Annotated in this window: 16 protein-coding genes; 6 read left to right on the top strand and 10 right to left on the bottom strand. The window is 35.7% G+C overall.

Annotated elements, in window-relative coordinates; genetic code table 11:
- The first annotated feature begins 39 nt into the window (after positions 1–39).
- Complete coding sequence (locus RCH13_RS09215; protein ID WP_326986946.1) at positions 40–606, top strand: DUF2892 domain-containing protein; 567 nt, start codon at positions 40–42, stop codon at positions 604–606.
- A 146-nt stretch (positions 607–752) separates the two neighbouring features.
- Here the strand turns inward: RCH13_RS09215 and RCH13_RS09210 are convergent, their stop codons facing one another.
- The 3 genes from RCH13_RS09210 to RCH13_RS09200 all read right to left on the bottom strand — a co-directional run bounded on the left by RCH13_RS09210 (position 753) and on the right by RCH13_RS09200 (position 2,973).
- Positions 753–1,385 (bottom strand): trimeric intracellular cation channel family protein, encoded by a 633-nt coding sequence (locus RCH13_RS09210; RefSeq protein ID WP_326987054.1) that lies wholly within the window; start codon positions 1,383–1,385, stop codon positions 753–755.
- A 60-nt stretch (positions 1,386–1,445) separates the two neighbouring features.
- Complete coding sequence (gene coaD / locus RCH13_RS09205) at positions 1,446–1,913, bottom strand: pantetheine-phosphate adenylyltransferase (protein ID WP_326986945.1); 468 nt, start codon at positions 1,911–1,913, stop codon at positions 1,446–1,448.
- Between the two features lie 76 nt (positions 1,914–1,989).
- On the bottom strand, positions 1,990–2,973 hold the full coding sequence (locus RCH13_RS09200; protein ID WP_326986944.1) for a D-alanine--D-alanine ligase: 984 nt from the start codon (positions 2,971–2,973) through the stop codon (positions 1,990–1,992).
- Between the two features lie 178 nt (positions 2,974–3,151).
- Here RCH13_RS09200 and lpxK point away from each other — a divergent pair, with 178 nt between their 5' ends.
- Together lpxK and RCH13_RS09190 are read left to right on the top strand one after the other, a co-directional pair.
- The gene (gene lpxK / locus RCH13_RS09195) at positions 3,152–4,177 is read left to right on the top strand and encodes a tetraacyldisaccharide 4'-kinase (RefSeq protein WP_326986943.1); all 1,026 of its coding nucleotides are present in this window, start codon (positions 3,152–3,154) and stop codon (positions 4,175–4,177) included.
- Positions 4,161–4,979 carry a purine-nucleoside phosphorylase gene (locus RCH13_RS09190; protein WP_326986942.1) on the top strand — a complete coding sequence of 273 codons (819 nt, stop codon included), beginning with the start codon at positions 4,161–4,163 and terminating at the stop codon, positions 4,977–4,979. Before lpxK ends, RCH13_RS09190 begins: the two co-directional genes overlap by 17 nt.
- Before the next feature lie 76 nt (positions 4,980–5,055).
- On the opposite strand, the gene RCH13_RS09185 is transcribed toward RCH13_RS09190, so the two are convergent.
- From RCH13_RS09185 to RCH13_RS09160, 6 genes are all read right to left on the bottom strand, one after another.
- Complete coding sequence (locus tag RCH13_RS09185) at positions 5,056–5,826, bottom strand: NYN domain-containing protein (protein WP_326986941.1); 771 nt, start codon at positions 5,824–5,826, stop codon at positions 5,056–5,058.
- Between the two features lie 148 nt (positions 5,827–5,974).
- Positions 5,975–6,727, bottom strand: coding sequence for a T9SS type A sorting domain-containing protein (locus tag RCH13_RS09180; protein WP_326986940.1), 753 nt, complete (start codon positions 6,725–6,727; stop codon positions 5,975–5,977).
- A 3-nt stretch (positions 6,728–6,730) separates the two neighbouring features.
- Entirely contained in the window at positions 6,731–7,252 is a 522-nt protein-coding gene (locus RCH13_RS09175) for an ankyrin repeat domain-containing protein (protein WP_326986939.1), read from the bottom strand.
- Positions 7,252–7,797, bottom strand: coding sequence for a YceI family protein (locus RCH13_RS09170; RefSeq protein WP_326986938.1), 546 nt, complete (start codon positions 7,795–7,797; stop codon positions 7,252–7,254). The genes RCH13_RS09175 and RCH13_RS09170 overlap by 1 nt, the downstream gene beginning before the upstream one ends.
- Positions 7,798–7,820: 23 nt before the next feature.
- Positions 7,821–8,168 (bottom strand): c-type cytochrome, encoded by a 348-nt coding sequence (locus RCH13_RS09165; RefSeq protein ID WP_326986937.1) that lies wholly within the window; start codon positions 8,166–8,168, stop codon positions 7,821–7,823.
- 1 nt (position 8,169) lies between these two features.
- Positions 8,170–9,012: a DUF5777 family beta-barrel protein gene (locus RCH13_RS09160; RefSeq protein WP_326986936.1), complete on the bottom strand. Its 843-nt coding sequence runs from the start codon at positions 9,010–9,012 to the stop codon at positions 8,170–8,172.
- A gap of 256 nt (positions 9,013–9,268) precedes the next feature.
- Between RCH13_RS09160 and dinB the strand changes: the two genes are divergently transcribed.
- The 3 genes from dinB (at position 9,269) to RCH13_RS09145 (ending at position 13,052) form a co-directional block, all read left to right on the top strand.
- Positions 9,269–10,351, top strand: a complete 1,083-nt coding sequence (gene dinB / locus RCH13_RS09155; protein WP_326986935.1) for a DNA polymerase IV — start codon at positions 9,269–9,271, stop codon at positions 10,349–10,351.
- An 89-nt stretch (positions 10,352–10,440) separates the two neighbouring features.
- The gene (locus RCH13_RS09150; protein WP_326986934.1) at positions 10,441–11,916 is read left to right on the top strand and encodes an alpha-amylase; all 1,476 of its coding nucleotides are present in this window, start codon (positions 10,441–10,443) and stop codon (positions 11,914–11,916) included.
- 77 nt (positions 11,917–11,993) lie between these two features.
- On the top strand, positions 11,994–13,052 hold the full coding sequence (locus RCH13_RS09145) for an NAD(P)-dependent alcohol dehydrogenase (RefSeq protein WP_326986933.1): 1,059 nt from the start codon (positions 11,994–11,996) through the stop codon (positions 13,050–13,052).
- A gap of 50 nt (positions 13,053–13,102) precedes the next feature.
- Here the strand turns inward: RCH13_RS09145 and RCH13_RS09140 are convergent, their stop codons facing one another.
- Entirely contained in the window at positions 13,103–14,371 is a 1,269-nt protein-coding gene (locus tag RCH13_RS09140) for an alkaline phosphatase family protein (RefSeq protein ID WP_326986932.1), read from the bottom strand.
- Between the last annotated feature and the right edge of the window lie 136 nt (positions 14,372–14,507).

Here is a 14,507-nt window from a genome sequence, read left to right as displayed (position 1 = left end):
ACCCGCAAATTATTATCTTTGCCATTCTAAAAAAAAATAATGAATAAATACCTAAAATTTGTAATTGCAGCCTTAATTATAGCCGCTGGAGTTTACCTCATGATGAATAGAAACATCGGATGGGGAATTGTGCTCGTTTTTCTTTCTGCTATTCCTATTTTCCTTTTTTTTAAAAATGAATTTATCTTGATCGCATTTTGGTTTTTAAGAAAACAAAACACGGTGAAAGCAAGCCATTGGTTAACAAAAGTGACGAATTATCAATCTCAACTTCACAAATCTCAGTTTGGATATTTCCACTATTTGCAAGGTTTGGTTCTTGCTCAGGATAATCCGCAAAAAGTAGAACCTTTGATGAGAAAAGCTTTAGATTATGGTTTAAACATGAAGCATGATCGCGCGATGGCAACACTCAACATTGCAGCTGGAGCCATGCAAAAAGGCAGAAGACAAGAAGCCCAAAAATTATTGGAGGAAGCAAAAAAATTAGATACCGCTGGAATGATGACGGATCAAATTAAAATGATGAAAGACCAAATGAAAATGCCGTCAATGCAAAAACACATGCATAATCCGAATATGAGACAGAGAGGAAAATCTTTCTAGAAAATATATTTTTAATAATATTTAATCCTGCGCAATGCAGGATTTTTTTTATGGTGGCGCGAGGGAAGCGAGCGTCAATTTCCGCCTTATTCAAGAGCTCGTTCTGGGACGGTTATGATTTTCATCATTGAAGAATTCACAAGTTTCTACATTTCGGAATTGTGTTCAACTCCATAAAATTTTGGAATCTGCCACTGAAATTTCTGTGCTAAAGTTCGAATCGTGACTATGAGTAATATTGTGAATATCTGCACAAAACCGTAGGAAAAATTAGTAAACTTGGCCATTAACATAAAAGCTCCTCCACCCACGATACAAGCCGTTGCATAAATTTCTTTCCGGAAAATGAGGGGTATTCTATTCAATAAAATATCTCGAATAATTCCCCCAAAGCATCCTGTAATTGTTCCCAAAGTGAGGCAAATAATCGGATGTAAATCCGCACTCAAACCTTTTTGAATCCCGACAATCGTAAATAAACCCAAACCGAAACTATCAAATAGAGAAAGCGTCACTCTAAACTTCTTTTCAATGGACTTGAAAATCATGGAGAATAAACACGTCATAAAAATGACTGTACACATCAATATGTCATGCATCCAGAATACGGGAACATCTAGAAGTAAATCTCTCACGGTTCCGCCGCCAACTGAAGTTACGAAAGCGATAATCAGGACCCCAAAAGGATCTAGACGCTTTTGCATAGCCGCAAAACTACCCGACATTGCAAAAGCAATGGTACCCAAAATTTCGATGAGAAAGTTAAAATTTTGATGTATTTCCAAAATTTTTATTGAATATGATTAGGAGGATATTTTTAAAAATGACATGTTCTAAACCTATCGAACACGAACTGCATCGGGAACCAAAATTTCATAATTCCCACCGAAAGTCAAAATTTCTCGAACGATGCTGGAGCTGATAAAAGATTTACTCGCAGAAGTAAGCAAGAAAATCGTTTCCACTTTATTATCTTTGGTTAATTCTCGATTGGTTTGCGCAATGGCTTTTTCAAATTCAAAATCTGCCGGATTTCTTAATCCTCGAAGAATAAAATTTACATTTTTACTGTGGCAATAATCGATTGTTAGTCCTTCAAAATGATCAACCTCTACATTGGGAAAATTAACAAATGTTTTTCTGATAAACTCCATTCTTTCTTCCAAAGAAAACATATATTTTTTCTGCGAATTTTGCCCAATGGCGATGATGATTTTGTCAAAAAGAGGCGTTGCTCTTTCTACAATATCAAAATGTCCAAGGGTAATGGGATCAAAAGACCCAGGGAAAATAGCAACTCTACTCATAAATGAATTTTAGATTTTAGAAGATAAATTTTAGACTTAACGAATTGATTTAAGATCTAAAATTCATCATTTATAATTATTTTTTCAGGGCTTTTTCTACTTCATTTCCGCACAAATCTTTGATGGAAATTCCATAAATCTCCGCCTGTTGTGGTAAAATGGAAGCGGGAGAAAATCCCGGATTGGTATTCATCTCTAACATGTAAGGAATGCCCTTCATGATGATAAATTCACTGCGGGAAAAACCACTCATTCCCAAAGATTCATAAGCTTTTTTGGCAATTTCTTCCACTTTAATTCTTGTAGCTTCATCAATCCTCGCTGGCGTAATCTCTTCGGACGCCCCTTCATACTTAGCTTCGTAATCGAAAAATTCTTTATGTGGAACAATCTCTGTGATTCCCAAAACAATGGTTTTACCTTGATAATCTAAAACGCCTACAGAAACTTCCATTCCATCTAAAAAGCTTTCAATTAAAATTTCATCGTCTTCTGCAAAAGCAAAATCCATTGCATTTTTTAACTCTCCTTGCTCTTTAACTTTGGTAATTCCTAAAGAAGATCCAGATTGATTAGGCTTCACAAATAGAGGTAATCCCAATTCTTGGATAATATTTGCTTCATCACAATCTTCTCCTTTTCTTAGATAAATACTTTTCGCAGAGGGAATTCCATATTTAGAAAGAACCGCTAAGGTGTCTTTCTTATTGAATGTTAAAGCGCTTTGGTAAAAATCGCAACCTGTATATTTTTGACCAATGGTGTCCCAATACGCTTGCAACGCTCCATTCTCCCCAGGTTTACCATGAATAATATTAAAACAGACATCAAATTTAACGGTAAAACCACTGCTCAAACTCACGCAGAAATCAGCTTTCCCAATTTCTCCTTTTTGCCCGCGATCATCTAAGAAATACCATTCGTCTTTTAAGATGACCACTTTGTAAACATTATATAAATCGCGATCCAAAGAATCGAAAATTAACTGTCCACTTTTTAAAGAAACTTTATACTCCTCCGAATAACCGCCCATCACCACGGCTACATTTTTCTTATTCATACGTTTTATACTATAAAAGCAAATTTAAACAAAATGTTATCAATGAGAGTCGGAACTTCTTAAATATTACCTAAAGAAGTAAAATGTCATTCTCCACTGAAAATTTGATCCAAATAAGAGCAAAAATTTAAAGATTTCACCTTTTCTAAAGCCCTAAAAAATTGTATTTTTGCGACCTATGAAAAGATGGTATCTCTATCCTTTTTCTCTCGGTTATCATGTAGTTACAAGTATTAGAAACTTAATGTATGATTGGGGAATATCCAAATCAACCCGCTTTAAAACTCCAATTATCAATGTTGGGAATCTCTCTGTAGGCGGCAGCGGAAAATCGCCTATGGTGATGTATCTGGCGGAACTTTTATCCAAAAATTATAAAACTGGAGTTCTTTCCCGTGGTTACGGCAGAGTAACCAAAGGTTATGGCATCACCAATTATGACAGCAATTATAAAACGGTAGGTGATGAAGCCATGCAGCTTTTCGAAAGATTTAAAAATCGTTTTGTGATAGGCGTTTCGGAAGAACGTGTTCCAGGTGCGAAGAAAATGATTGACGATATGGATTTAAATGTTTTGGTCTTGGATGATGCCTATCAACATCGCGCCATCAAGCCTGGATTTCAAATACTAATGACGGACTACAATGATCCGTACTTCAAAGATTTCATTCTACCTGCCGGAGATTTACGGGAAAGTAGATCTGGAGCAAAACGTGCGAATATCATTATGGTTTCCAAATGTCCAGATGATTTAACAGCAGAGAAAAAACAATATTTCATTTCCAGAATCCGACCTCAGCATTACCAAAAGGTATTTTTTTCCAGCATCGGGTATGATGAAAATGTGTATTCTCTAAATAAATTTTTACCCGATAACAATTTAAGTTATTATGATATTCTTTTAATTACGGGAATTGCAAATCCAAAACCCCTCATCAGTCATTTATCCAAATATTCTCAACGTGTAAAGCATTTGAAATTTAAAGACCATCATAATTTTACTGATGCAGACATTAAGAATATTGTTGCAGAATATAAAAAACTGGGCGAATACAAATTAATTCTGACCACCGAAAAGGATTACGTGAGACTGAAAAGTTTTGATTATCTTAGAGAATTGGTTTATTATTGGCCAATTAATGTGAATATTGATAAGAAGGAAGAGTTTAACCAAATCGTGCTTGATTATGTTAGAAAAAATTAAAGAGACTGCCAATTTCATTAAAAATATAATTAATGAAATCCCTGATTTTGCAATTGTATTGGGTTCAGGTTTAGGTCAACTGAAAAATGAAGTAGAACCCATCCACGTTTTAAAATACGCTGACATCCCCAATTTTCCACAAACAACCGTGGTTGGTCATGGTGGAGAACTCATTTTCGGAACTCTTGAAGGCAAAAAAGTTTTGATGATGAGCGGCAGATTTCATTATTATGAAGGTCACCCGATCCAAACTGTGGTTTTTCCTTTCCGCGTCTTTCATCTATTAGGAATTAAAAATTTAATTGTCTCTAATGCTTGTGGCGGCGTGAATCCCAATTTTAAAGTTGCAGATGTGATGATCATTAATGACCATATTAACATGATGCCTGAACATCCGTTGCGTGGAAAAAACTTAGATGAACTCGGACCACGATTTGTGGATATGAGTGAACCTTACAACAAAAAAATGATCGAAGTGGCGAAAAATGTTGCTTTAGATTTAGGCATTAAAGTACATGAAGGTTGTTATGTCGCTTTACAGGGACCAACTTTTGAAACGCCGGCGGAATATGGAATGATCAAAGCAATTGGTGGAGATGCAGTTGGAATGAGCACGGTTCCGGAAGTTATTGTGGCGAAACATCAAGGTATGGATTGCTTCGGAATTTCAATAATTACGGATGTTGGAGGACCAGATATTGCCTACACCGTTTCTCATGAGGAGGTTTTAGAAGCCGCCAATAAAGCAATGCCGAATGTGATTAAAATCGTAAAAGGTTTAGTTAAGAACTACAACGGATAATAATTTTCAGAAAATAAAATAGAAAAACGCATCCAGTTAAGATGCGTTTTTCATTTATAATTTTTTAAAAGGGAAGCTATTTCACCTTCACATAAATATGTCGGATATTATTTAAACCGGTTTCTCTTTCATCAATTTCAATTTTCCCGATGCTTTTAATTAAAGGCAACAACTTCGGGAAACCAAAATTTCGGGGATCAAAATCAGGTTTCTTTTTGATGATAAAACTGCCGAGATTTCCGAGAAAGGTCCACCCATCTTCGTCACCTAAATCGTTTATACTCTCTGTAATTAATTTAATGGTCTTAAAATCTACCTTACTAAGAGGTTCTTTTTTGCGTTTTGGCTTTTCAGTTTTTTTGGCAACGGTATTTTCAGTTCCTTCTATATTATTGGAGCTTTCCACTTCTTCCGTGCTGTTTAAAATTTCCAGATAAATAAATTTATCACACGCAGAAATAAAGGGTTTCGGCGTTTTCTTTTCTCCAAAACCAATGACGATCATTCCGGCTTCCCGAAGTCTTGTCGCCAATCTGGTAAAATCACTATCACTGGAAACGATGCAAAATCCATTCACTTTTTCGGAGTATAAAATATCCATCGCATCGATAATTAGTGCACTGTCACTTGAATTTTTACCTTGCGTGTAACTGTATTGTTGAATGGGTGTAATTGCGTTTTCGAGGAGCACATTTTTCCATCCAGATACGGTAGGTTTGGTCCAGTCTGCGTAGATTCTTTTGATGGTCGGAGTTCCATTTCGGGAAATCTCCTGCAGCATTTCTTTTACATTTTTATAAGGTACGTTGTCTGCATCGATGAGGACAGCTAATTTTTGGTCGGTCATTTTTTTGGTTATACTGTTAATGTGGTTTAATTTTCAAAGATACATTTTCAAGATTATCATTAAATATAAACCGGAATCAAAGTGCGTTATTTATTTTCGATTTTAATGTAAAAAATCAGATATAGAATTCTGATAATGGTAAAAAAATTTATTCTTTAATGATTTTCTCGAATTTTCTTGAACCATCTGATAATTCTAATTCAAAGAAGTAAAAACCTTTTATAAGTTTTGAAATATCTATTTTATCCAAAACTGATTTTGGCGATAATACTAATTTTCCATTAATGTCATAAATTTTGAGTGTTTTTATTTTGTCATAATTGGTAAAACTCACAACATCTTTGGTTGGATTGGGGAAAATTGAAACTTGATTTTTCAAATTATTTTCATCGGTCGCCAAAGTTGGTGTAAGAACAAGCGCAGCATAATCTCGGAGCGCACCATGGTAACCAAGATTTAAATTTCCCGCACGTCTCGAGTAAAAGATAGGTAAGGGTCCCGCTAAATTAGTGAAAGCATAATCTTCACTTCCTCCTGCAAGAGTACGTGTTGCAACGATAGTTCTTATCGTTCCTGAGACCGTATTGCTCACCTGAGACCAGTTTTGTGCAGCATCAGCAGAAGGTGTTGCTCCTACTCCATTAAAGGTGTAATCTCGGTTTGCGGTAGTATTATAAATATATCCATCATATCCCGACGTCATTCCCAAGCCGTCATCTCCAAAGCCAATTCCCAACATGGATGCGCTGTCTCCAGTTAAGGTCATGGTTACAGTTGTTGCGTCTACGGCAAATTTCACAGTCATTCCTGCCGTCGGCAAAGAGACTGTTCCGGTATTAAATTGTGAATAAAAGAGGCCATTAAAAGCAATGATCCCAATCAGTAGTAAAATTTTTTTCATGATTTATTTTTTTAGAAGGTTTATAATTTCTGAATTATTTGATCTTACGGCGTATTCAAAGGCAGAAATTCCAAGAGAATCTTTTACATTAGTGTTTGCATTGTTTTTTAATAGCAATTGAAGGAGCTCTAAATTATTGCGTTTAATCGCCCAAAGCAAAGGTGTGTTTCCTTGCGAATCCTCAGTATTTGGATTTGCGCCTTTTTGCAGTAATTTTTCTACTAATTGCTTATTATAATTGATGCTGAGCGCGGCAAGTGCAGTTCCTTCCCTACTTTCATAATTAAGATCTTTCACTTTGTCCATCAGGAACTCGGCAACTTCTACATTTCCTCTGTAACAAGCCAAAATAAGCGGCGAGAAACCCATTTGATCAGTGACATTAACAAGAGCAGGATTTTGCTTTAGAAGTTCTTTCATGTCCTGTAGCGTTCCATTTCTGGCAATATCAAAAACCTCTTTATTTTGGGCATTCATCATCAATAGACCAAAAGAACATAGGAGTAATAAAATTTTGGTCTTCATTATTGCTTTATTAATTCAAATTGATAATCAACGTTGACGTTTTCTGCGATTTTCTTCATTACCATTTTTGGTATTTTCACTTTGAAATCTGCTGTTTTTATTAGAAAATTTCCGGTAATCATGATTTTTCCGTTTTGGGTAAAAACATTGGCTACGGATGAAATTTTGTTATTAACCCCATGAAAGTTGACAATACCATTCAAATTATATTTTTTTGGTACCGCAGAAAGTTCATCTTTGTTAAAATTAATAAGTTTACCCGTGAAGGTGCTTTTAGGATATTTCGCAGTCTCTGCGTAGCTTTCATTAAAATGTTCTTCCATCAAAGCAACTTTAAATTTAAAGTTTTTGACCATAAGTAATGCTGCGATATCGCCAGTATCAGCATTTAAAACAGTAACCGCCGTAGAATTTGTTGCATCTACATCTTCAAACAATGGAACTGAAGCTTCAAAATGTACTTTACCTGTTTTTGTGGAATATTTCTGAGCAAAAATGAAATTAACTGCCAGAAAAAAAACTAAAAATATTGCTAATTTTTTCATTTTTCTAATGTTAGAAATTTATACTATTGTAGTAAGCCGTCTGTTTTCCATTTCTTTATAATTTCAATTTGTTGTGGAGGAAGCGTGCTTCCTTGTGGCATTTTTAAAGGATCGCCAATTGGTTTTTGAATTCTATTAATAATCTCATCAATTGACATTTTTACTTCATTGTAATTAGTTAAAATTTGAAAAGAACCAGAACCGCCTGGAGCGTGACAGATAATACAATTCGCATCAATGATTGGCTTCACATCGTCTACGTATTTTATGGTAGCATTAAGTGGAGTTTGGTCAGAAATTTCTTCATACGTCCTGCTTTCACAGGAAAATAAATAAAATGTTGACAATAGAATGATAATTAATTTTTTCATTTTAAAACACTCTGTAAAGATTAAAACCAAAATAAATATTTCCTTTAGCCCAATTTCCCGCCGCATTCGTTAAGTATCCAATATCTGAATTAATTTGCGAGTTACTAAATACCAATTGAAAAACATGACCTCCTGTTTCTATGTCCATTCCTACAGATAGGGGATTTTTATAGTAATTAAAATTGTCAATATTTACAAAATATTCAGCATTTAAAGAGATTCTCTTCGAGATTTTATGACGACCACCGATTCCTGCTAAAAATTGGTTATTTTTCTCAATACCTGCATCGTATAAATTTTTATGAATATAACTAGGCATGAGTTGTAAAGAAATTCGATCATTAAACCTTCTTGATACTAAAATCTGCGTGAGATAAGAAAGCCTATTACCAAAAGTCATATTGGGATAATCATCTTTACTCAGGTCAGAATTAATTGCCATTACATTATATCCTACAATATCAAAAGGTGAATTATTTTTTTGCTGAAATAATCTATACTTTGCACCAAATTCGAAGGTCTTCATGAAGGTTTCTCGGGATACGCTCAAAGAAATTCCATCGGTAACACCATAAATAACACCTAATTTTGTAGAAGCATCATCTAAACCAAAAAAATCTTTGAAGCCGGTACTTATATCGCCAAAACGATGCGCTATAATAATGTAAAATTGATTTTTCGATGATAGTTTTGTAGATTGTGCAGTAACAATTTGTAATGCTTTGAAACTAGGCTGATAAATATTTTCCACTTTCGCAGTATCAATTTCCTGCAATAAGTCGATTTGCGCTGAAGACCAATTAAAAATAAGAAATAAAACCAAGAAATAGAATTTGAATTTCATATTTAAGGAATGTTTGTTAATTTAATTCTTATTCATTGAATCTTGGCTAACCAAAGTTAATCTATTTTCTAAATGAAACGAAAAAAAATTTTAGCGTCTTTTTACATATTGACAAATATTTATTTTTCTGTGTTTCCACCAAATTTTCCCTTAACCACAGATTTTACAATTTTTACACACCTCTTTTTATAAGTTTAGTATGCGAATTTAAGCGCTGATTTAATTGCTTTCCCAACTCATTCCCTAATTTTGCGCCATGGAATTTCACCGAAAAATTATTCATGTAGATATGGATGCGTTTTACGCGTCTGTGGAGCAACATGATTTTCCGGAACTGAAGGGCAAACCTTTAGCAGTCGGCGGTGGAATGTACGGAGTTGTTGCAGCAGCAAGTTATGAAGCCAGAAAATTTGGCGTTCGTTCTGCGATGTCTGGAAAAATGGCGCTGGAAAAATGCCCGCATTTAATTGTGGTAAAACCTCGTTTTTCGCGGTACAAAGAAATTTCTCTGCAAATTAGAAGTATTTTCCACGAATTTACAGATTTGGTAGAGCCGCTTTCTTTGGATGAAGCCTACCTTGATGTCACCGAAAATAAAAAAGGTATCGATTCCGCGCAGGAAATTGCCCGACAAATTAGAAGTAGAATTTTCGAAGAAACTGGTCTTACGGCTTCTGCAGGAATTTCCATCAATAAATTTTTGGCAAAAGTGGCCTCCGATTATCGGAAACCAAACGGACAGAAAACCATTCACCCGACGCAGATTCTGGAGTTTATGGAAGAACTGCCAATCGAGAAATTTTACGGGATTGGGAAAGTGACGGCCAATAAAATGCATGAACTCCATATTTTTAAAGGTTTACACTTAAAGGAAAAATCTTTAGAAGAACTCATTCAGCTTTTCGGAAAGTCTGGGAATTATTATTTCAATGTGGTGCGAGGAATTCATCACAGTGAAGTAAAACCTCATCGCATACAGAAAAGTGTGGGTGTAGAAGAAACTTTTTGGGAAAATCTGGTGGATGAAGAAACCGTTTTCAAACAGTTGGAGATTATCAGTTTAGATTTAGAATCCAGACTTGTGAAAAAAGAAATCAAAGGAAAATCTTTAATCTTGAAGATCAAATACAAGGATTTCACGGTATACACGCGCAGTAAAACCCAAGAAAATTTCTTCGAAAATGCGAACAACTTTTTGCAAACTGCCAAAGAACTTTGGGAACTTCGACCTTATGATAAACCGGTAAGATTACTTGGACTGTCCCTTTCGAACCTCAACACACAAGAAAAAAAGCAAATTTCTGTACAATTGAAAATTCCCTTTGAAGAATTTCCTTAAAAGGCTGTCTTTTTTCAATAATTTTTAAGAATAAACAGGAAGAGAGTTTATGGGATGATTTTTGCTAAGCAAATCAAAATTAATTAGCCATGAACCCAACCATGATTCAGTACTTCCATTGGTATTCCGAGGGAGATTCAAAATTATATGACGACGCGAAAAACGCCGCTCCTTATTTAAAAGATTTGGGAATTACTGCGGTTTGGTTTCCACCTTCTTATAAGAGTGCAGGTGGCGGATTTTCCGTAGGTTATGATCCTTACGATTTATTTGACTTAGGAGAATTTGACCAAAAAGGAACCGTCAATACCAAATACGGAAGCAAAACTCAACTGCTAGAAGCTTGCAAAACCTTGCAAGAAAATGGAATTTCCGTCATCGCAGATATCGTGCTCAACCATAAAGCTGGCGGTGATGAAACGGAAAAATTTCACGCCGTAAAAGTAGATCCAGAAAACCGTCAACAAAATATTTCAGACCCTTTCGAAATTGAATCCTACACCAAATTTACCTTCCCCGGCAGAGGAGAAAAATATTCTGCTTTCAAATGGAATTTTCAATGTTTTTCTGGGGTCGATTTTGCTAAAGATCAAGAAGAAGGAATTTATCAAATCGTAAATGATCACGGCGATGGATGGGATAAAATGATTGCCGGTGAAAAAGGCAATTATGATTATCTCATGTACAATGACATTGAACATAGAAGTCCATTTGTTCGCGAAGAGTTAAACGCTTGGGGAAAATGGTACCATGATCAAATCCATTTTGATGGGGTTCGTTTAGATGCTGTAAAACATCAGTCACCAGAATTTTACCAGGAATGGCTACACACTTTACGCGCTAATACAGGGAAAAATATTTTCGCGGTGGGAGAATATTGGGCACCAGGAGATTTGCCGCTTTTACAGAAATACATTGACGCCACGGAAGGCTCGATGAGTTTGTTTGATTCTTCACTACATCATCAATTTCATGAAGCATCTTTAGCTGGCGCAGATTTCGATTTACGAACAATTTTCGATGATACTTTGACGCAGACCAATCCTCTGCTTTCCGTTACTTTAGTTGATAATCATGATACGCAACCCTTGCAGGATTTAGAAGCCCCGGTAGAAAAATGGTTCAAACCTTTGGCTTATGCCTTAATTCTTTTGAGACAAGAAGGTTATCCCTGCATTTTCTATCCAGATTTGTTCGGGGCACATTATACAGATAAAGACCAAGCGGGAAATGATCAAGAAATATTTTTAGACAAAGTAGAAAAAATTGAAGAGCTCCTAAAAGCGCGACAAATGTTCGCTTACGGGGAACAACATGATTACTTTGATGATGCCACTAGTTTAGGGTGGACCAGATTAGGAAATGAAGAACATGCAGGATGTGCTGTAGTTCTGAGCAATAAAGATTCTTCTGTGAAGCCCATGGAAATGGGCATTCAATATGCAGGTAGAAGTTTTTATGATTTTCTAGGATGGTATCCAGAAAAGGTAATAATTAATGAAAAAGGTTTGGGACAATTCCCCGTTCCGGCAGGAAATGTTTCCGTGTGGGTTCCCGAAGATTAATTGTTTTATTTATTATTTCCTTAACATTAATTAGGAAAGCAAGCGATTACCTTTGTGTATCAAAAAATATAAATTATATGAGCTCATTTAATGTTAAAGCATATGGAGCTGCCTCTAAAGAAGCAGAATTAGTAGAAATGCAGATTGACAGACGGGAGGTTAAACCCTTTGATATAGAAATAGACATTCTATACTGCGGCGTTTGTCACAGTGATTTACATACCGCTAGAAATGATTGGGGTGGAACGAGATATCCCTCAGTTCCCGGTCACGAAATTGTAGGAAGAATAACAAAAGTAGGCGAAGATGTCACTAAATTTAAAGTAGGTGATCTTGCGGGAGTTGGCTGTTTGGTAGATTCTTGTCAAGAGTGTGCAAGTTGCAAGCAAGATTTAGAACAATATTGCCTCAATGGATTTACCGGAACCTACAATGGGGAAGATAAATATTTGAATCAACAGACTTTCGGGGGCTATTCTGAAAAAGTGGTGGTCGATGAAAAATTTGTCTTGAGCATTCCAGAAAATTTAGATTTAAAAGCAGTTGCTCCCTTATTATGTGCCGGAATTACCACGTGGTCTCCACTAAAGCATTGGAATGTAAAAGAAGGCAGCAAAGTAGCTGTTGTTGGTTTGGGCGGATTAGGCCACATGGCGATTAAATTGGCAAAAGGCTTAGGTGCAGAAGTCACTTTATTCTCTAGAAGTCCAGATAAAATTCAAGATGCCTTAGATTTAGGCGCACACAAAGTGGTGATTTCCACCTATGATAATGAGATGGAAGCGGTGCAAGGAACTTTTGATCTGATTATAGATACCGTTCCTTATGACCACGATATTAATCCGTACGTTTCTACTTTAAATATTAATGGAACCTTAGTTTTGGTAGGATACATTGGAAAAATGGAAGATGGATTAGCTACACCGACAATGATTTTGGGTAGAAGAACAGTGGCCGGATCTGTGATTGGTGGGATTAAAGAAACTCAAGAAATGCTTGATTTTTGCGGCGAGCACAATATTTTACCAGAAATTGAAATGATCAAAATGCAAGACATAAATACCGCATATGAAAGAATGCTGAAAAGCGATGTGAGATACCGATTTGTAATCGATATGCAATCTTTGAAGGATTAAAATATTTCAAAAACGATATAAATCCGGTTGATTAATTTCTTCCGGATTTTTTATTTTACCAAAATTTGATTGGCAGTATTTGTTTTACCGTCAATGTCATCGGTTATTTTTAGGTCTAAAATTTCTGCTACAATCGGGAAAATATTAACATTTTTAAATTCTCCAATTTTTTTATTCGATTTAAAGGCGGGACCAGAAGCTACAAAAACCGCTTTCATTTCAGAAACCTTGTAGGGGCTGTAACCATGCTTTCCGTGAGAAGTTTTCTTGCCTTTTTCTAAAAATATTTTGGGTGCGTTTGGAACCAAAACAATTTGTCCAATTCTGCCAAACCGATCGTTTCGCTGCGCAAAATTAAGTTTCCTTGGGAATCTTTTGGTGAGAATAACGTCATAATCAGCAGTTCTATTTTTCTTTAACTCTTTGTAAACCGATTTCACTTCCGCAGGATTTTTTACCACGACCCGCAATAAAGTCTGCGCATTATAGAAATCAAAACGTTCTTTATTAAAAAGAATTTTGGGAATTTCCAAAGGCCTTTCTGTATCCACTTTAATCATTCCGTGATCAGAGACGAAGACCAAATTTACATCTTCTAAACCTAAATCTTTTACCTTTTTAACCAGTGAACCAATGGCATCATCAACTAAACGCACTGCAGTTTCCGTTTCCTTTGAATCTGGTCCAAACCGATGACCGCTTCCATCCACTTCTGGAAAATATAAAGTGATAAAATGAGGACGCACTTTTTCTGGAAGATGTAACCAATCAATTACTTTATTTACTTTCTCCTCGGGACTAAATTTTTCGTGGTAGTGGTAATAATACGTTGGTCTTATTCCGCCTGCATCACTTGCAGAACCCACCCACATCATCGACGCAGAAAGCAATCCCTGCTTTTCGGCTAAACTCCAAAGCGGTGTTCCGCCGTACCAACTTCCATCTTCTGCTGCTTCCTTATTACTCATCGCGTAGATTTTTTTCTTTTGATAATCATAAAAATAATTATCAATCAATCCATGATGAGCCGGGTATAGTCCTGTAATCAAACTCCAGTGATTGGGGAAAGTAATGGTAGGGAAACTAGGAATTAAAGCTTTCGCCACAACTCCACTTTCTGCCATTTTCAAAAGATTTTGGGATTGATATTTGTCCATATAATCTGCCCGAAAACCATCCGCTGAGATTAAGATCACATATGGTTTGGAAAACACATCTGCCGCATTTTCCCGATTTGGAACAATGACTTGCGCGGTATCTGTTTGGCTGAATGCCCAAAAAAATAAGAGGAGATTAAGGATTGCAAATATCTTTTTCATGATAAAATTCTTCTGCTGCAAAATAACGCAATTAAAATTTCTGAAGAGAACGTCCCAACTCGATAAGACTACTATTTTTAATGATATCCGAAGAATCAAAAACTGGTCATTTATATATCTTCTAAAATTGTTGATA

This window comes from Chryseobacterium sp. MP_3.2 (genome assembly GCF_035984805.1).
In the GTDB taxonomy this organism is placed as follows: domain Bacteria; phylum Bacteroidota; class Bacteroidia; order Flavobacteriales; family Weeksellaceae; genus Kaistella.
This window is presented reverse-complemented; position numbering and strand designations above follow the sequence as displayed.